The organism is Mycobacterium sp., assembly GCF_032161845.1.
Lineage (GTDB): Bacteria > Actinomycetota > Actinomycetes > Mycobacteriales > Mycobacteriaceae > Mycobacterium.
Window position 1 is genome coordinate 1 of record NZ_JAVRQA010000312.1, and the last position, 17,804, is coordinate 17,804.

A 17,804-nucleotide genomic window follows, 5' to 3' on the forward strand; every position below is an offset into this window, starting at 1 on the left:
GCCTCTTCGTGTCGCCCATCACCTGCGCGTAGCTCTCACCCTGAGTGACCTTGTCGCAAATCCCGTAGCCGTAGCCGATCGCGTCATTGTTTGGGAAGTCGTAGTGCCGCCGCACGACCAGGTCATAGGTGTACTCCACCTCGGGTGCGGGAACTGCGTACGCGGGGGGCGCCAGCGTCTGCGCGGCGACGCCCAGGGCGGTCGCGGCAATCGTCGTGGCCATTACCGACTTGCACCGCCTCATGGCTGAACCATATGCCAGCTCTGCTGGTTGCGACGCCTTCAGGAGCGGCCACCGCGGCCCCGATTACCTTCGCTGCGCACTCGGAATCGGATCCCGGCTCGGCCTGGTCAGCTGCAGACCTTGAAGAGATCCTCCTTCGTCGACCGACGGGTCGTCATAGCCACGCCCAAAACGGCCTCCGACCAGTGCTGATCGAGGTCTGCATTTCGTACGTGTTAAGAGTTCGCGGGCTTGGGATCCCCCTCTTGCGGCTCGCCGCTTCTGGTCATAACGTTCGACAGTAAGCGATCCGTTAAGTGCGTCTTAGCGAAATGAGGCATGTGTTTTCTGAATCGACGGCTGCCGTGACCGATGTCGACGCAGCGGCCCGCATCAAACTCGGAACCCGGCTCCGTCAGGCCCGCGAACGCGCCCGACTGTCCACGCGAGACGTCGCGAGCCGGGCAGGGGTGAGCGCGGGCTTCATCAGCCAGCTGGAGAACGGCAAGTGTGGAGTCTCCGTGGGAGCGCTCAAGCGCATCTCAGCGGCCGTCGGCATTTCGGCGGCCGACCTGCTCTCAGACGAAGCCCCCGTCGCCCGGCCGGTACTTAGGGCGCACGAGCGACCCGTCTTCTCCACCGATGGCGGACTGCACAAGCTGCTGCTCTCGCGGCCGCCGATCCAGCAGCTCGAAGTGTATGAGGGCACGTTCGAGGTCGGTGGCTCGACCGGGCCCGAGCCGTACGCCCACGACAACGCGCAGGAGCTGTTCTACGTACTCACTGGCCACATCGAGATCTCGATCGCCTCCCAGACGCTCATCCTCGGCCCCCGAGACAGCGTCGAGTACCTGTCGTCGGTCCCCCACCGGGCCGTCAACATCGGTGCGACCCAAGCCCAAGTCATGTGGATCACGTCGCACTTCACCCCGCCGATCGACACGGATCCGCTGAATTCGCCATCCGCACACCAGATTAAGGAATGACACCATGTCTACTCCCGACGGCCTGCTGATCACCGGAGGCCACGTCTTCACTCCCGCCGGAATCGTCGAACAGCCCGTTCTCGTCGAGAACGGCATCATCACCGCAATCGGCGCGGATGCGCTCACCGCCACCGATGCCGTCGAGATCGACGCTGCCGGCGGGCTGGTCTCCCCGGGTTTCCAGGACAGCCACATCCACCCGTATCACGCGGGTCTGGACATGATTGCCTGCGACCTATCTCCGTACGACAACGCTGAGGACTACCTGACTCGCATCGCCGAGTACGCGGCGGCCAATCCGGGACTGCCCTGGATCAGCGGCGGCGGCTGGTCGATGGACTCGTTCCCCGGCGGGCTGCCGACGGCGGCGGCGCTCGACGCCACCGTCGCTGACCGGCCGGCGTTCTTCCCCAACCGCGACGGACATGGCGCGTGGGTCAACACGAAGGCCCTCCAGATCGCCGGTATCGACGACGCGACGCCCGACCCGTTCGACGGTCGCATCGAACGTGACGCCGACGGCCACGCGATCGGGACGCTGCAGGAAGGCGCCATGGGCCTCGTCGCGCGGCACATGCCACTGCCGACCCAGGACGACATGGACGAAGCGCTGAAGATCGCCCAGCGACAACTGTTCGCCTGGGGCGTGACCGCCTGGCAGGACGCCATCGTCGGCGCCACGAACGACACCCCCGATCCCCTCGACTCGTATTTGCGTGCCACGGCATCCGGGGTGCTCAAGGCGCACGTCGTCGGCGCCCTGTGGTGGGACCGCAACCGCGGACTCGAGCAGATTCCCGAACTCGTCGAGAAGCGCGAACGCGCTCTGGCCGCCGGGTTCGCCGCCACCACGGTCAAGATCATGCAGGACGGTGTCGCCGAGAACTTCACGGCAGGGATGCTCGAACCGTATCTCGATTCGTGCGGCTGCCCCGGTGAGAACATGGGCAAGAGCTTCGTCGACCCGACCACCCTCAAGGAGATCGCGGTTCAGCTCGACGCCCTTGGCTTCCAGTTGCACTTCCACGCCCTCGGCGATCGGGCGGTGCGGGAATCGCTCGACGCGGTGGAGGCGGCCCGAGAGGCCAACGGAGACACCGATCTCCGCCACACGCTGGCACACATTCAGGTGGTTCATCCCGATGACGTCGCCCGGTTCGCCGAACTCAAGGTGGTCGCCAACATGCAGCCGCTCTGGGCGAGGCACGAGGATCAGATGGACCTCTTGACGATCCCGTTCCTCGGCACCCGCCGGGCCGCATGGCAGTACCCGTTCGGTTCACTGCAGAGAGCCGGGGCGCCCTTGGCTTCGGGAAGCGACTGGCCGGTGAGTACGGCAAATCCACTGGAGATCATCCACACCAGCGTCAACCGAGCCCACGTGGGAGCGACCGGTCTGGCCGCCGCGCCCTTCCTCGGCGAGCAGGCGCTCTCGCTCGCGGACGCGCTGATCGCACACAGTCTCGGCACGGCCTACCTCAACCACGACGAGCAGCGGTCGGGCAGCATCGAGGTCGGCAAGGCCGGGGACATCGTCATTCTCGACCGCGACATCTTCGCCGCTCCCGTGGCCGAGATCGGCTCAGCCACCGTGGCCTACACCATCATCGGCGGCGAGATCGTCTACGACGCAACCTCGAGTCTGGTCTCGGCATGACCATCATGGATGTGACCACCGAAGCCCCCGCCCAAGTGACCTCGGCGTCCGGCTCCGTCGAACTGCGCTCGCTCACCAAGCGCTACGGGGACGCCGTTGCGGTCGACAACGTCAGCCTCACCGTGCAGGCCGGTGAGTTCCTCAGCCTTCTGGGGCCCAGCGGATGCGGCAAGACGACGACGCTTCGGTTGATCGGTGGATTCGAGTTCCCCGACGACGGTTCCATCCAGATCTCCGGCAAGAACGTCGAGAACCTGCCACCTCACAAACGCCCGGTGAACACGGTGTTCCAGGCCTATGCGCTGTTTCCACACATGAAGGTCGCCGACAACGTCGCCTACGGGCTGCGGCTCTCGGGCGTGCCGAAGTCGGAGGTCGCCGACCGGGTGAGCCGTGCCCTCGACATGGTGAGAATGACGGCCTTTGCCAATCGCAAGCCGGCCCAGCTCTCGGGTGGCCAGCAGCAACGCATCGCTCTGGCAAGGGCTTTGGTGAATCGGCCAGCCGTTCTGCTGCTGGACGAGCCGATGAGCGCGCTCGACCGCAAGCTGCGGGAGGAGATGCAGGTCGAGCTGAAACTGCTGCAACGTGAACTCGGCACCACGTTCGTCTTCGTCACTCATGACCAAGAGGAAGCCCTGTCGATGAGTGATCGGGTCGCGGTGATGAAGGACGGGCGGATCGAGCAGATCGGCTCGGCTTCAAGCGTTTACGATTCGCCGGAGTCCTCCTTCGTGGCGGGGTTCATCGGCAGGCAGAACTCGTTCGCCGGCACGATCTCGTCCTTCGACAGCGCCGGGGTGAGCGTGCTTACCGCAGGCCTCTCGCTGTACTCCTCACGCCCGACGAAGGGCGGCGTCCCAGCCTCCAGCGGCGCCGAGGTCACCGCAGCGATCAGACCGGAGTCGGTGACGGTCACCGGCGCAGCGTCCGGCGGCCCCTCTCTTGCGTCGGACGCGCCGGTCAACTCCGTCAACGGCACCCTGCTCGGGGTCTCCGAACTCGGCCACAGTCTGCAGTTGGTCGTCCACACGCCGAGTGACGACCAGATCCTGGCTCGTCTGCCCCGCGCAGCCAACCCGCCAACAGAACTCGGATCATCCGTGACGTGTTCGTGGTCCGCCGACGCCGTTCGGATCTTCACCTCTTAGCCGCTCGCTCACCTGTACATCTCCTAACCCGTCGCTCCGCTCGCCCCGATCCCCCGACCCGACCTGGAAGGCACGCCATGAATCAGCAACGCCCCGTTCGTGTTCTCATTCCCGAAGCGATGAAGAGCTCGCTCAACCGCCGGACGTTCCTCGGCGGCACTGCGGCACTCGGGGCCACGGCGTTTCTCGCCGCGTGCTCCAGTGGGTCGGGTAGCGGCGGCTCGTCGTCCGGCGGTCTGAACATCTACACCTGGGGCGAGTACGACGACCCCGCCGTGCTGACGGACTTCACCTCGGCCAAGGGTCCCAAGATCACCGTCGACTCCTACGGATCCAACCCCGAGATGATCGCCAAACTCAGTGCGGCGAAGGGCACGACGGGCTACGACATCTGCGTGCCCACCCATTCGAACATTCAGCAGATGGTGACGGCCGGGCTGCTCACCGAGCTCGATCACGGCAAGCTGCCAAACATGAAGAACCTCAACGCAAAAGTGGTCAACACGGAGTTCGACCCCGGCAACAAGCACAGCGTCTGCAAGGACTGGGGCTCGACGGGTTACGTCTACGACACCACCGTCATCAAGCGCGACCTGAAATCGTGGGCTGACTTCCTCGACGCCGCACAGAAGGAGGCGTCAGGAAGCACGTCGCTCCTCGAAGACCAGAGCGAAGTCGCCTTCACCTACTTCTACGCCAACGGGATCGACGAGAACACCACCGATCCCGCTCACATCGCGGCGTATCGCTCCTTCATCATCGACAAGATCGCCCCGCACGTGCAGGCCTTCGAGTCGTCCACCAACGCCTCCATCTCCTCCTCTGCCCGCACCCTGATTCACTGCTGGAACGGAGACGCCCGCCTCGGCATCCTCGCCAACGCAGAACCCGACCGGTACAAGTGGGTTTGGCCTACCGAGGGCGCGAACCTCTGGCAGGACAACTGGGCGATCGTCAAGGGCGCGCCACACGAAGACGCTGCGTACGAGTTCATCAACTACGTGCTGGACCCGGTCGTCTCCCTCAAGGAACTCCTCTACATCGGCTACAACACCGGGATCGAAGGCATCGAGGAGGCGGCCAAGAAGGCCGACATCAAGCGGCCCGACTTGGTCTTCATCAGCGAGGACATCATGAAGAAGCTCGTATACAGCCAAATGACCTCGGCCGAGGGCACGATCATCGGCATCTACGACGAGCTAAAGGCCGCGGCGGGCAAGTGACCGTCTTGGAGGAACGCCCCTCGCAGACGCCGAGTGCGGCGGATGCGCAGCCCTCGCGACGACGGCTGCGGCTGCCGCGCGGGCTCGGTGCGCTCCCGATCAGCGTGTGGATCCTGCTGTTCTTCATCCTGCCGTTCGGGCTAGTGGTCTGGTACAGCTTCGGCTACAAGCCGGGCATGTATACGACCCATGCCAACGACGTCCTCTCGTTGGACCGATACGGCGAGGCTGCCTCACCCGCGTTCTTCGCGATCTTCATTCGCACACTGAAGATCGCCGTCACGGGAACCGTGCTGTGCCTGGTGATCGCGTTTCCGATGGCGTACTGGATGGCCGTCAAGCTGGCCTCGAAGTGGCGCGGTGTCGTGCTGGCCCTGGTACTCATCCCGTACTGGACCAACTTTCTCGTTCGCACCATCGGCTGGCAGATTTCGCTGAGTCCAACGGGTTTCGTATCGAAGCTGCTGCAGTGGGCCAACCTGACCGACGGGCCGTTGCACGTGCTGTACACCTCTGCCGCGGTTCAGCTCGGCGTGGTCTACAACTATCTGCCGCTGATGATTCTTCCGTTGTACGTGGCGCTGGAGCGTCTCGACCCGAAGCTGCTCGAGGCCAGCCGCGACCTTGGCGGCACGGCGTGGGACACGCTCTGCCGCATCACCATTCCGCTCGCCGCACCGGGCGTGACGGCCGGGATGCTGCTGGTGTTCGTCCCGTTGATGGGCGACTACATCACCCCGACCGTTCTCGGTGGGGCCAGCGGCAGCATGGTCGGTCAGATGGTCGCCGCCCAGTTCCAGAGCGCGCAGAACTGGGCGCTCGGCGCGGCGATGGCCGTCTTGCTCATGATGGCCATCTTCGGCACCAGTGCCGTGGTCGGCGGCGTCCTCAAGGTGCTCGGTCGCATCGCCACCGCCATGACATCCCTGAAACTCCCATCGAAGGAGCCCTCATGACCACTGCTGTGGCGAGTGCCCGTCGGCGCAGGATTCATCCGGCCGATACGTTCCTAACCGTCTGGGGATTGCTGGGTCTCGCGTTCCTCTTCTTCCCGATCGTCGTCATCGTGGTGTTCTCGTTCAACTCCGGGCGCACCCTGCAGCAGTTCGACGGAGTCGGCATGGAGGCGTACGTCGCGGCCCTGAACAATCCGGCGATCACCAACTCGATCATCGTTTCGTTGATCACGGCCACCGGCACCGCCGTAGTCGCGACATTGCTTGGCACCTTCGCCGGAATCGCATTGACCCGTCGACCCGGCTGGTGGGCGGCCGGGCTGCTGATCCTGCTGGGCCTGGTGATGGTGACCCCGGAGATCGTCAGCGCAATCTCGTTGCTCCCCTGGTTCGTCACCCTCGGCGTCGACAACGGGCTCGCCGCCTTCAACATCGGTCAGGTACGCCTCATCATCGCCAACTCGCTCTTCGCAAGCGCTGTCGTGACCTTCATCGTGCGGGCCCGCATGACCGGGATGAACGAGAGCCTCGAGGAGGCGGCCGCCGACCTGTACGCGCCGCCCTTCCGACGGTTCACCGACATCACGCTGCCCCTCATTCGGCCGGCGGTCATCTCGGGTGCACTGCTCGCCTTCACCTTGAGCCTCGACAACACGGTCGTCTCGTCGTTCGTCTCCGTCGCAGGCTCGACGCCGTGGCCGGTGTACATCTTCGCGTCGCTGAAGGCATCGCTGCGGCCGGAGATCGCGGCGATGTCGACGCTGATGTTGGTGCTCACCCTGATCGTGCTCGGCATCGCCGCCCTGATACTGCGTCGGGACCCTTCGGGTTCTGGCGGTGGCGCCGCCGGCCTGACGAGCGCGATGGTGGGGCGATGAGCGTGGCACTGGTCAACGGTGACGTTTCCTTCTGGTGGAACAGCATTGGGCGGGAGCCCGCGCGGCCCGCACTGCTGGGCTCCACTACGGCCGACGTCTGCATCATCGGTGCGGGTTACACCGGTCTCTGGACGGCCTACTACCTCAAGAAGGCGGCGCCCCAGTTGCGGATCGTCGTGCTGGAGCAGCGCTTCGCGGGCTTCGGCGCGTCGGGCCGCAACGGTGGCTGGCTCACCAACGACATCACCGGCGGCCGTGGTGCACACCTCAAGTCGCACGGGCGAGAGGCCGTTGGGCGCTGGCAGACTGCGATGAACGAGTCCGTCGACGAGGTCATCCGGGTCACCGGCGCGGAGAACATCGACTGCGATCTGATCAAGGGCGGCGAGTTCACCGTTGCCACCAATGCCGCCCAGCAGACCCGCTTGCTGAGCGCCGCAGCCGAGGCCCACACGTGGCCGATGACCGACGTCGAACTCCTTAGCGCGGCAGAGGCAACGGCCCGCATCAACGTGCATGGCACGACGGGGGCGATGTGGCACCCGCACTGCGCACGGCTGCACCCGGCCAAACTCGCCTCGGGGCTCGCCAGGGTCGTCGAGTCGCTGGGCGTCGAGATCTTCGAAGGCACCCGGGTCAACGAGATTCGCCCGCACCAGGCGGTGACGGCCGCCGGCACGGTCACTGCTGACACGATCGTCAGGGCCACAGAGGGTTTCACCGCTCGGATCGACGGCCTTCGGCGGACGTGGTTGCCGATGAACTCCTCACTCATCGTCACCGAACCCCTATCGGCCGAGACCTGGGCGCAGATCGGGTGGAACGGTTACGAGACGCTCGGCGACCAGGCCCACGCCTACATGTACGCCCAGCGCACGGCTGACGACCGCATCGCCATCGGCGGAAGGGGCGCGCCCTACCGGTACGGCTCGGGCACCGACGCCGACGGGGCGACCGACCCAAAGACCGTCGGGCTCTTGCGCACCATCCTGACCCGGTTCTTTCCCTCGACGGCCAACGCGTCGGTGGAACACGTTTGGTCGGGAGTGCTTGGCGTTCCGCGTGATTGGTCGGCGACGGTGGGGCTCGATCCCTCGACTGGGCTCGGCTGGGCGGGCGGTTACGTGGGGACCGGCGTGACGTCGACCAACCTCGCAGGCCGCACCCTGCGCGACCTCATACTGAAGTCTTCATCGCCGCTCACCGAACTACCGTGGGTCAACCACCGGGTGCGCAAGTGGGAACCGGAGCCGCTTCGGTACATCGCCGTCCAAGCGATGTATGCGGCTTACTACGCAGCCGACCGAGCGGAGTCGCGCGGCAGGCACAGTACCTCGCCGATCGCGACGATGGCCGACATCGTCTCGGGCCGAGGGCACTGAGGCCGACCCGTTGACCGACCGGCGGACTCCGCGCGTGCGCGGCCACCCATTCCAGCGGCGCTGCCGAACGTCGCGGCGCTGCGTAACATCGTCGGGGAGGCGCGGGGGATGGAAGGCGAAGCGGTCTTGATCGACACCAAGAGACGGCCGGTTGGAGTGCTTGTCGGCCCAATGATCCGTGCGTTCGTCGCGACTCTCATTGCCACGTGGGCGCTGTTGGGCACCGCGGCCCCGCCGGCGCATGCGCAACCGTGCCCCGACGTCGAAGTGGTGTTCGCCCGCGGCACCGACGAGCCGCCCGGCGTCGGCGGGATCGGGCAGGGCTTCGTTGATGCGTTGCGCTCGAAGACTGGTGCGCGGTCGGTCGACGCGTACGCCGTCAACTACGCCGCCAGTGACGGCTTTGGCGACCCTCTGCAGTTCGCCATGAGCGTCATCGACGGCATCAGGGATGCGAGCAACCACATCCAGTCAACGGCCGCGGACTGTCCCAGCACCAGGATCGTGCTTGGCGGGTTCTCGCAGGGCGCGGCGGTTGCGGGCTTCGTCACCACGCCCGACGTGCCTCCCGGAGTCCCTGCCGCGTTCGTGCCTCCACCCATGCCGCCCGAGGTAGCCGACCACGTGGCCGCAGTGACCTTGTTCGGCAAGCCGTCGAATCGGTTTCTGGGCGACTCCGGAGCCCCGCAGATCACCATTGGCCCGCTCTACGTTCCGAAGACCATCGACCTGTGTGCGCCTGGCGACACGATCTGCAATGGCGCTCCCCCTGGACCACCCACCGCCGCTCACGGCTCCTATGTTGCAAACGGTATGGCGGCGCAAGCCGCGAGCTTCGTGGCCGGCCGACTGTAGCCGCGCCGTCAGGTCATCCGCACCCTGCGGAGGGCGCCGCCGAAGGACCGCGCGACAGCCTCCCCGACCAACAACCCGGCCGCGATCGCACAGACCACCGAGGCCACCCCAGCCGCGTTCGCCCCGCCACCGTCGGGGTTGGCGATCAGCGCGGTAGCGGACAGCAGACCAAGACTGCCAGGCACTAGCAGCCAGAACGCCGGCAGAAAGACCACCAGCCGCGGCAGATTCGGAACGACGGCCTCGACGACCGACGCACCCAAGCTGGCGGCGACCGCGCCCAAGAAACTGCCGAGCACCGCACCGCCAACGTGTTGGCCGAAACTCTGGGCGCCGAACGCGAGGACCAAGACCACCGTGATCCATGGCAGCAGCCGCACCGGTGGACTCTCCAGAACCCCGATCCCGACGCTGATCAGAATCAGCCCCAATGGCGCGGCCCACCACCCGAGCGTGTCGACGCGGATGTTGGTCAACTCGCCCGCAGGTACGGCGACCACGTGACTCGCCGCGACGATGCCAAGGGTGAACAGCAGCAGCTGGACGAGCCCGAACGTCAACCGCGACGTGCCGGCCACCATGTCGCCCGCGACCAGCTCCGACATCGCGGTGACGATCAACGCCCCGGGCAACAGCACGGCCAGCGGCGGGAGGAGGGTCCGCAGCGGTCCGTCCAGCAAGTCCGCATTCGCAGCGGCAAAGACACCGCACGCCAACAGGAATGCCGCAAGCGCAGGCAACAGCGTCGCGATCAGGCCGAACCGCTGCCCCAGCCGGAACAGGGCCACCACCACGACCGCCCCGACCGCAGCGAAGGCGACGTTGGCGCCGCCGGGCTGAAGGATCAAGGCGATCCCTACGGCGGTCGCGATCCAGCCGAGGTTGGCCAACCACGCCGGGTAGCGGGGCGGCCGGTCGCGCAGATTGCGCAACTCCTCAGTGGCCTGAGACACCGTCAGGGTGGACTGCAACAGCCGATGGCGGATGGTGCGGACCTCGGCGGCTTGGTCGAGCCGCAGTCCACCATTGACCGACTCGAAGGTCGCGGCGGCACCGCTGGCCAGGCTGAGAATGACCCCGGTCGGCGACGCCGCGATCTGCACGTCGGGATAGCCCAGCGCGGCGCCCACTCCGGCCAACTCGTCCTCGACGTCGCAGACCGGCTGGCCCGTCGCCACCATCGCGGCACCCAGACGGGCCAGCAAGGCACGGACTGATTCGTCGTCGGACACGAAAGTCACTCTGTCAGGTCGAGGCCTCTGCCGCGGCCGGTGTCGGGAGCGGGGCTGAACGGCCTGTCGAACCCTCGAGACCCGGGTTCCGACACCTACCCTTGACCGCAACGAGGGCCCCGCACACGCCGACAGGGCGGACAACGATGTCAGGCCGGCCATCTACGATTCCTCCGGCACCCCTCCCGGCATCGATGGAAAGGACGATCAGTGAGTTACACCGCCGCCGACATCACCGAGCTCGACGATGTCCAGCACACACGCCTGCGGCCGGCGGTGAACCTGGGCCTCGATGTCCTCAACACCGCGCTGCGCGAGATCGTGGACAACGCCATCGAAGAGGTTGCCGAACCCAACCACGGTGGGGCATGCGTCACCATCACCCTGCACGCCGACGGCTCGGTCAGCGTTGCCGACGACGGCCGCGGCCTGCCCGTTGACTCTGATCCGGTGAACGGGAAGAACGGCATCGTCAAGACGCTCGGAACCGCACGGGCGGGCGGGAAGTTCTCCGTACACGCCGACGCTGCCAGCACGGGTGCGGGCCTGAACGGAATCGGTGCCGCGGCAGCGGTATTCATCTCCGCACGCACCGACGTGACGGTGCGCCGGGCAGGAAAGACCTATCTGCAGAGCTTCGGTGGCGGCTACCCCGGCGTGTTCGATGGCGCCGGGGACGGGGTGTTCGACGCAAATGCTCCGTTCACCCGCGCCGACGCACAAAGGTTGCGCGGCACCGGCAACCGAAAGCCCGACGCGCACGGCACCACGGTGCGCATCCTGTTCGACGCGGCCGTCGTGCCGGATTCCAGCGTGGACGTCAACGAGGTATTGCTGCGGGCGCACGCCGCTGCCCGGATGTCTCCAGGCGTGCACCTCGACGTCATCGACGAAGGTTGGCCCGGCGAGGACGTCCGGCCCGAGTTGCTCGAACCGTTCAGCGGCCCCTGGGGCACCGATACCCTCTTGGACCTCATGTGTGCGGCCGCTGGCGCTCCCGTGCCAGGCGTGCGTGCCGTGGTGGAGGGCCGCGGCGAGTACACCACGGGCCGCGGTCCGACCCCGTTTCGCTGGTCCCTGACCGCTGGCCCCGCCGAACCGGCCACCGTCGCCGCGTTCTGCAACACCGTGCGCACCCCCGGCGGCGGATCCCATCTCACCGCCGCAGTGAAGGGCTTGTCTGAAGCACTGGCCGATCGGGCGTCCCGCATCCGCGACCTGGGCCTGGCCAAGGGCGAAGACGGCCCGGAGGCACAGGATTTCGCCGCAGTGACCGCACTCGCGGTGGACACTCGCGCACCCGACGTGGCATGGGACTCTCAAGCCAAGACCGCCGTATCCTCGCGCTCACTGAACGTGGCGATGGCCCCGGATGTTGCGCGCAGCGTCACCATCTGGGCTGCCAACCCGGGCAACGCAGACGCCGTGTCGTTGTGGACCACGTTGGCTCTGGAGTCAGCCAGGGCGCGGCGCAGCGCCGAAGGAGCCAAGGCCCGGTCCAGGGCGGCATCGAAGGCCAAGGGCCTTGGAACGAACCTGTCGCTGCCGCCGAAGCTGCTGCCCAGTCGGGAAACCGGACGCGGGTCGGGTGCCGAGCTGTTCCTGTGCGAGGGCGATTCCGCACTGGGCACCATCAAGGCAGCGCGTGACGCCACCTTCCAGGCTGCCTTCCCGTTGAAAGGCAAGCCGCCCAACGTCTATGGGTTCACCATCAGCAAGGCCAGGGTCAAGGACGAGTTCGATTCGATCGAGCGGATCCTGGGCTGCGGGGTGCGGGACAACTGCGATCCGGAGTCCTGCCGGTATGACCGGATCCTGTTCGCCTCCGACGCCGACCCCGACGGCGGCAACATCAACTCGAGCCTGATCTCGATGTTCCTGGACTTCTACCGGCCCCTCGTCAAGGCCGGGATGGTCTACGTCACCTTGCCCCCACTGTTCGTGGTCAAGGACGGCCAGCAGCGGGTCTACTGCCAGGACGAGTCCGAGCGCGATGCCGCGGTTGCCCAGATGAAGGCCACCTCCAAACGCAAGGTGGAGGTGCAACGCAACAAGGGTCTCGGCGAGATGGATGCCGACGACTTCTGGCACACCGTGCTGGATCCGCAGCGGCGCACCGTGATTCGGGTACATCTTGAAGATGGCGATCCAAAGTTGCACCACACTCTGTTCGGTGGGCCGCCAGAGGGCCGGCGCACGTGGATGGCCGATGTCGCCTCCCGCGTCGACACCGCCGCTCTCGACCTGACGTAGGAGAAACACTGTGACCGCCACCCTGGACGTTCCTGAGCAGAATCCGGATCTAGTGCTCGACCAGAGCGCTGATGACTACTGGAACCACTACCAGCTGACCTTCGCGCTCTACAGCGTCAGCGACCGCGCCATCCCGTCCGCCTTCGACGGACTCAAGCCGGGCCAGCGGCGCCTGCTGTACCAGATGTACGAATCGAGGCTGCTGCCCGGGAACAAGCCGCAGAAGTCCTCGAAGGTCTGCTCGGCGGTCACCGGTAATTTGCACCCGCACGGCGGCGCGTCGATGTACGGAGCCGCGGCGCTGATGGCCGCTGAATTCCAACGTGTGAAAGTCATTGACGGACAAGGTGCTTTCCCGCGCATCCAGGGAGACATCCCCGCAGCTGACCGGTACACCGAGATGCGGCTGTCGGCACCCGGTGCGGCGCTGACCGCCGAACTCGCAGATCACGCAGTGCCGATGGTCGCGACTTTCGACGGCGAATGGATCGAGCCGACGATGCTGCCTGCCCAGTGGCCGGTATTGCTCTGCAACGGCGCGGTCGGCATCGCCGAAGGGTGGGCCACGAAGGTGCCTGCGCACAATCCGCGCGAGATCATGGCCGCGTGCCGGGCGCTGCTGAAAACCCCGAACATGACCGACGACAGGCTGCTGAAACTCATCCCGGGCCCCGATTGGGGCTGCGGCTCCACCGTGGTCGGCGCGACCGGACTGCGGGAGTACATCACCACCGGCCGCGGTGCGTTCACCGTGCGCGGCACGGTGTCCGTCGACGGCAAGAACGTCATCGTCACCGAGCTGCCACCCGGTGTGGCGAGCAATACCGTGCAAGAGAGGATCCGAGCGCTGGTCGAGTCGGGCGAGATGTCCGGTGTGGCCGACATGTCCGATCTCACCGACCGGCGCAACGGGCTGCGGATCGTCGTCACCGCCAAACGCGGCCACAGTGCCGAACAGATCCGCGATCAGCTACTCGCCCTCACACCGCTGGAGTCGACGTTCGCCGCCAGCCTGGTTGCGCTCGATGAGGACCGCGTGCCGCGATGGTGGTCGGTGCGGGAACTGATCGCTGCATTCCTGCATCTGCGCGATTCAGTGGTGTTGCGCCGCAGCGAGTATCGACTGGAGAAGGTCGCCGCGCGGCGCCATCTGGTGGCGGGACTGATGCTGATCCACCTCGACATCGACGCCGCGGTGGCGGTGATTCGTGGATCCGACACGGTCGACGAGGCGCGCCAGGGGCTGCAGGTACGGTTCGGCATCGATACCGAACAGGCCGATTACGTCCTGGCGCTGCAGCTACGACGGCTGACCAAGCTCGACGTCATCGAGCTGCAGGCCGAAGCAGAGAAGCTGGACGCCGAATTCCTCGAGCTCACGGAATTGGTGTCGAATCCCGAGGCGCGACGGGTGGTGATCGACAGCGAGCTGGTGGAGGCCGCAAAACTGTTCAAGGGTCCCGAATTCGACCGCCGCACCGTGCTGGACTTCGACGCCACACCCGTAGCGGCGAACCTCGACGAGGACGGTCCCCGTGAGCGAAAGTCCAACGCCGCGTGGCGTCTTGATGACCGCGGCGTGTTCTCCGACAGCCACGGCGACCTGCTCACCTCGGGTCTCGGCTGGGCGGTGTGGACCGACGGCCGGGTAAAGTTCACCAACGGAGGCGGGCTGCCGTTCAAGACCCGCGACATCCCGGTGGCGCCGGACATCACCGGGCTGCTGCGCTCAGGCGTGATGGCGGAGGGTTCGCATCTGGCACTGGTGACGAGGCGCGGCAAGGTGCTGCGTATCGACCCGGCCGCGGTGAACCCGCAGGGCGCGGCCGGAAACGGGGTGGCCGGGGTGAAGCTGGCGGCCGATGGTGATGAGGTCGTCGCCGCGCTGCCGCTCACGTGTGAGAACGGCGAGGCCATCCTGTCGATATCCGAAAAGGCTTGGAAGGTCACCGAAGTCGCGGATATCCCGGTGAAGGGCCGCGGCGGCGTCGGCGTCGGCTTCCATCCGTTCGTCAAGGGCGAGACTGCGCTGCTAGCGGCGGCGGTCTCGACGACCGGGTTCGTGCGCGGCAAGCGGGCCGTGCGGGCCGAGAATCGCGCGAAGGCGTCGATCAAGGGTTCCGGCGCGGATGTGACGCCGGCTGGGTAACGGTGCGGCATCGAATTGACCTCAGCTCCAAAGGATCACCTCAACCACATCCGCCACATTGTTAACATCGCGCGGTGCCAGTATCGAGGCGTGACGCACTGCGCTACGCCACCGCAGCGTCGGTGCTGGCCGGGCTCGGCGCGGTACCCGGCGCTCCCGCGGCGGCGGCTGCTGCTCCCACGCTGATCGACTACGCCATGCGCCAGATCCCGGCACAGGATATCCGAGCCGCCGGCCACGCCGGGGTGATCAACTACGTCTCGACCTCGCGACCCGGCTCGTCCTTCGGCGCCAAACCGATCACGCTGCCCTACGCAAAGTCGCTGAACGCAGCCGGTCTGGCGATCGTCAGCAACTACCAGTACGGCAAACCGGGCGGAACGGCGCCGTCGGACTTCACCCGCGGGTACGCCGGGGGCGTCATCGACGCGCGCACCGCATGGCAGCTCCACACCGCCGCCGGTGGCGGCCAGAGCGCACCCGTCTACTTCAGCGTCGACGAAGACATCGACCGCCAGATGTGGAATACCGTTGTGCTGCAGTGGTTTCGCGGAATCAATTCGGTCATCGGGGCGCAGCGCACTGGGATTTACGGGGGGATCAAGGCGTGCCAGTGGGCTGCGGCCGATGGTGTCATCGGGAGGTCGCGTTCGCCCGGCCGCGTGTGGGCCTGGCAGACCCGGTCCTGGTCCGGTGGTCAGATCTACCCTGCCGCAGTCCTTCACCAGCGCATCGTCGCCACTGCGTCGAATCCTGGGCCGATCGTCGGCGGGATCGAAGTCGACGTCAGCGATGCCCTGGCCCAGGATGTCGGCCAGTGGAACCTCCACCCGTGAGTACGGACTGAGCCGCCTAGCGGCGTGGCGTCGTGGTGATGTGCACGTGGTCGAAGTGTCCGTATCCCGACGCTTGCGGGCCGGCCGGCGTGTAATACGTGCCACGCCAGATCACGTCCTGTAACCCGAGTTGGGCCGCATTGCTCATCGCGAACGCAAGGATCCCGTCTCCGAGCGCGATGCCCTCGGGACTTCCGGGGTTGGGAATCATGATGTCGATCGCCAGCCCGCTCGGATGCCACGGCTTGGAGTCCGGCCGGACCCCGTCGATCTCGGCGATCTGGGGAAACCGTGCGCTGACGGCCCGGGCAGCCACGATGGTGTTGGGCTGTAACCCGGCCTCGGACGCGACGCCCACGGGCAACGCCTCCGGGATATCTGTGACCGCTCCTGTCGGCGACGGACCGGCGTCGACAGGAGGCTGGCCGGGCATCGCGACGATGGCCGGGTCTGCCGGAGCGGGCGCATTCGGCGGCGGCGGTGGACCCGCGTTGTCGACCGCCGCTTGCTGTTGGGGTGTCAACGCCGCGTACTGCGCCTCCGCTGCGGCGATCTGACGGAGCAGTTCACCCCACTTGGCCTGCAGTTCGGCGCGCACGGCAGAGGCCCGCTCGGCCGCGGCGCGGGCATCGGCAGCCGATCGCTCCGAGACCTGGGCAGCCGTGGCCGCACGCTCACGTGTTGATTGGAAGGCCTTCATCTGCTCTGCCGTCTCGGCGCCTACCACTCGCTGCAACGACAGGTGGTCGATCAGCTGTTGCGGCGATGCTGCGGTCAGCATCGCCGTCATTTGACCGTTGCCGCTACTCATGTAGGTCATTGCCGCCACCCGGTCGACAGCCGCTTGATAGGGCTGGAGCTGGACGTTCGCGATCGTGAGGGCCTCGAGGTCGGCGCGATGGCGGTCTTCGGCCGCGGTCTGGGCAGTCAGTCTGGCGTCGACATCGCGTTGGGCAGTCGTGACGGCCTCGCGACTCTGCACCGCCTGATGGGACAAGTCGTTGAGCCTGGACAAGGCGTCAGCCGCAGGGTCGGCCTTCACGTTCTCGGTTGGCAAGCCCATCGACAGGGCGAGCACCGCGACCACGGCCACTGAACCGCACGCCGTTCGCCGAAGTGAATGGCGCACCCTGCTCGTTTGGATTGTCACGATCCTTCGCGTCGAGGACAGATCTTGGCCAGGTCGTCCACTGTCTCGGACAGGCTACGAATTGGCATCGACGATGTCCACTCGTCCCGATGTGGTCGCCGACCTGCCGGCACCCACCAATGGCGGCCTAGCGCATTGCCCGTCCGGCCGATCCCAACATCTGCGCCGCCTCGACAACCCTTGCGGCCATGGCGTTCTCGGCCGGTTTGCCCCACGACCTCGGGTCGTACGCCTTCTTGTTGCCGTAGCCGCCGTCGACCTTGAGCACCTGGTCGTACCGGGAGATCATGTGACCGGCGATGGACCGGGTGAACGCGTACTGGGTGTCCGTGTCGATGTTCATCTTGACGACACCGCTCGCGACGGCGGACGCGATGTCCTCGACGCTCGATCCGGATCCTCCGTGAAAGACCAGGTCGAACGGCTTCGCCTTGCCGGTCTCGCCGCCGACGACGGTTTGGATCTCCTCGAGGATCTCCGGGCGCAGATGGACCGAATCCGGGTGGTAGACACCGTGCACGTTGCCGAAGGTCAACGCGGTCAGGTAGCGACCGCGCTCCCCCGCTCCCAGTGCCTCGATGGTGGCGCGCGCATCGTCGACGGTGGAGTACAGCTGCTCGTTGATCTCGTGGGACGCACCGTCTTCCTCGCCGCCGATCACGCCGACCTCGATCTCCAGCAGGGTGTTCGCCTCCACCGACGACTCCAGTAATCCCGCGGCGATGCGCAGGTTCTCCTCGATGGGGACGGCGGAGCCGTCCCACATGTGCGATTGGTACAACGGGTCGAGGCCGCGGCCGCGACGTTCGATCGAGTCGGCGATCAACGGCCGGACCCAGTCGTCGAGGTTCTCGGCGGGGCAGTGATCGGTGT

General features: G+C 66.5%; 14 protein-coding genes and 1 pseudogene. 11 read left to right on the plus strand and 4 right to left on the minus strand.

The genetic code is table 11. The features are described 5' to 3' along the window. Positions 1–244: pseudogene (locus tag QOD90_RS16855) on the minus strand (DUF732 domain-containing protein); the annotation flags it as partial. Between the two features lie 344 nt (positions 245–588). On the opposite strand from QOD90_RS16855, the gene relB reads away from it, so the two are divergent. From relB to QOD90_RS16895, 8 genes are all read left to right on the plus strand, one after another. After that, positions 589–1,209 (plus strand): type II toxin-antitoxin system RelB family anti-toxin, encoded by a 621-nt coding sequence (gene relB / locus QOD90_RS16860; RefSeq protein ID WP_526351694.1) that lies wholly within the window; start codon positions 589–591, stop codon positions 1,207–1,209. A 4-nt stretch (positions 1,210–1,213) separates the two neighbouring features. Beyond that, positions 1,214–2,866 (plus strand): amidohydrolase, encoded by a 1,653-nt coding sequence (locus tag QOD90_RS16865; RefSeq protein ID WP_526351696.1) that lies wholly within the window; start codon positions 1,214–1,216, stop codon positions 2,864–2,866. Continuing rightward, entirely contained in the window at positions 2,863–4,017 is a 1,155-nt protein-coding gene (locus QOD90_RS16870) for an ABC transporter ATP-binding protein (RefSeq protein ID WP_526351698.1), read from the plus strand. Before QOD90_RS16865 ends, QOD90_RS16870 begins: the two co-directional genes overlap by 4 nt. Before the next feature lie 77 nt (positions 4,018–4,094). Next, complete coding sequence (locus QOD90_RS16875) at positions 4,095–5,240, plus strand: ABC transporter substrate-binding protein (protein ID WP_526351700.1); 1,146 nt, start codon at positions 4,095–4,097, stop codon at positions 5,238–5,240. After that, positions 5,237–6,196 carry an ABC transporter permease gene (locus QOD90_RS16880; RefSeq protein ID WP_526351702.1) on the plus strand — a complete coding sequence of 320 codons (960 nt, stop codon included), beginning with the start codon at positions 5,237–5,239 and terminating at the stop codon, positions 6,194–6,196. The genes QOD90_RS16875 and QOD90_RS16880 overlap by 4 nt, the downstream gene beginning before the upstream one ends. Next, positions 6,193–7,074, plus strand: coding sequence for an ABC transporter permease (locus tag QOD90_RS16885; protein ID WP_526351704.1), 882 nt, complete (start codon positions 6,193–6,195; stop codon positions 7,072–7,074). Before QOD90_RS16880 ends, QOD90_RS16885 begins: the two co-directional genes overlap by 4 nt. Continuing rightward, a complete protein-coding gene (locus QOD90_RS16890; protein WP_526351706.1) occupies positions 7,071–8,456 on the plus strand; it encodes an NAD(P)/FAD-dependent oxidoreductase in 1,386 nt (461 codons plus the stop codon). Before QOD90_RS16885 ends, QOD90_RS16890 begins: the two co-directional genes overlap by 4 nt. A 171-nt stretch (positions 8,457–8,627) precedes the next feature. After that, positions 8,628–9,311, plus strand: a complete 684-nt coding sequence (locus QOD90_RS16895; protein ID WP_526351720.1) for a cutinase family protein — start codon at positions 8,628–8,630, stop codon at positions 9,309–9,311. 8 nt (positions 9,312–9,319) lie between these two features. Here the strand turns inward: QOD90_RS16895 and QOD90_RS16900 are convergent, their stop codons facing one another. Continuing rightward, positions 9,320–10,543, minus strand: coding sequence for a threonine/serine exporter family protein (locus QOD90_RS16900; RefSeq protein WP_526351708.1), 1,224 nt, complete (start codon positions 10,541–10,543; stop codon positions 9,320–9,322). A gap of 210 nt (positions 10,544–10,753) precedes the next feature. Between QOD90_RS16900 and QOD90_RS16905 the strand changes: the two genes are divergently transcribed. From QOD90_RS16905 to QOD90_RS16915, 3 genes are all read left to right on the plus strand, one after another. Further along, complete coding sequence (locus QOD90_RS16905) at positions 10,754–12,796, plus strand: toprim domain-containing protein (protein ID WP_526351710.1); 2,043 nt, start codon at positions 10,754–10,756, stop codon at positions 12,794–12,796. Positions 12,797–12,806: 10 nt separating this feature from the next. Continuing rightward, the gene (locus tag QOD90_RS16910) at positions 12,807–14,945 is read left to right on the plus strand and encodes a DNA gyrase subunit A (RefSeq protein WP_526351712.1); all 2,139 of its coding nucleotides are present in this window, start codon (positions 12,807–12,809) and stop codon (positions 14,943–14,945) included. 74 nt (positions 14,946–15,019) lie between these two features. After that, the gene (locus QOD90_RS16915; protein ID WP_526351714.1) at positions 15,020–15,781 is read left to right on the plus strand and encodes a glycoside hydrolase domain-containing protein; all 762 of its coding nucleotides are present in this window, start codon (positions 15,020–15,022) and stop codon (positions 15,779–15,781) included. Between the two features lie 16 nt (positions 15,782–15,797). Here QOD90_RS16915 and QOD90_RS16920 read toward each other — a convergent pair whose 3' ends face one another. Beyond that, positions 15,798–16,874, minus strand: coding sequence for a VldE C-terminal domain-containing protein (locus tag QOD90_RS16920; RefSeq protein WP_526351716.1), 1,077 nt, complete (start codon positions 16,872–16,874; stop codon positions 15,798–15,800). Between the two features lie 184 nt (positions 16,875–17,058). Beyond that, positions 17,059–17,804: class II fructose-bisphosphate aldolase (gene fbaA, locus QOD90_RS16925; RefSeq protein ID WP_526351718.1), on the minus strand; the 746-nt coding region annotated here is incomplete at its 5' end.

Coding starts and splice junctions, on each gene's coding strand:
- QOD90_RS16865 (WP_526351696.1), top strand. CDS start 1,214: ATGTCTACTCCCGACGGCCTGCTGATCACCGGAGGCCACGTCTTCACT.
- QOD90_RS16870 (WP_526351698.1), top strand. CDS start 2,863: ATGACCATCATGGATGTGACCACCGAAGCCCCCGCCCAAGTGACCTCG.
- QOD90_RS16875 (WP_526351700.1), top strand. CDS start 4,095: ATGAATCAGCAACGCCCCGTTCGTGTTCTCATTCCCGAAGCGATGAAG.
- QOD90_RS16885 (WP_526351704.1), top strand. CDS start 6,193: ATGACCACTGCTGTGGCGAGTGCCCGTCGGCGCAGGATTCATCCGGCC.
- QOD90_RS16890 (WP_526351706.1), top strand. CDS start 7,071: ATGAGCGTGGCACTGGTCAACGGTGACGTTTCCTTCTGGTGGAACAGC.
- QOD90_RS16895 (WP_526351720.1), top strand. CDS start 8,628: ATGATCCGTGCGTTCGTCGCGACTCTCATTGCCACGTGGGCGCTGTTG.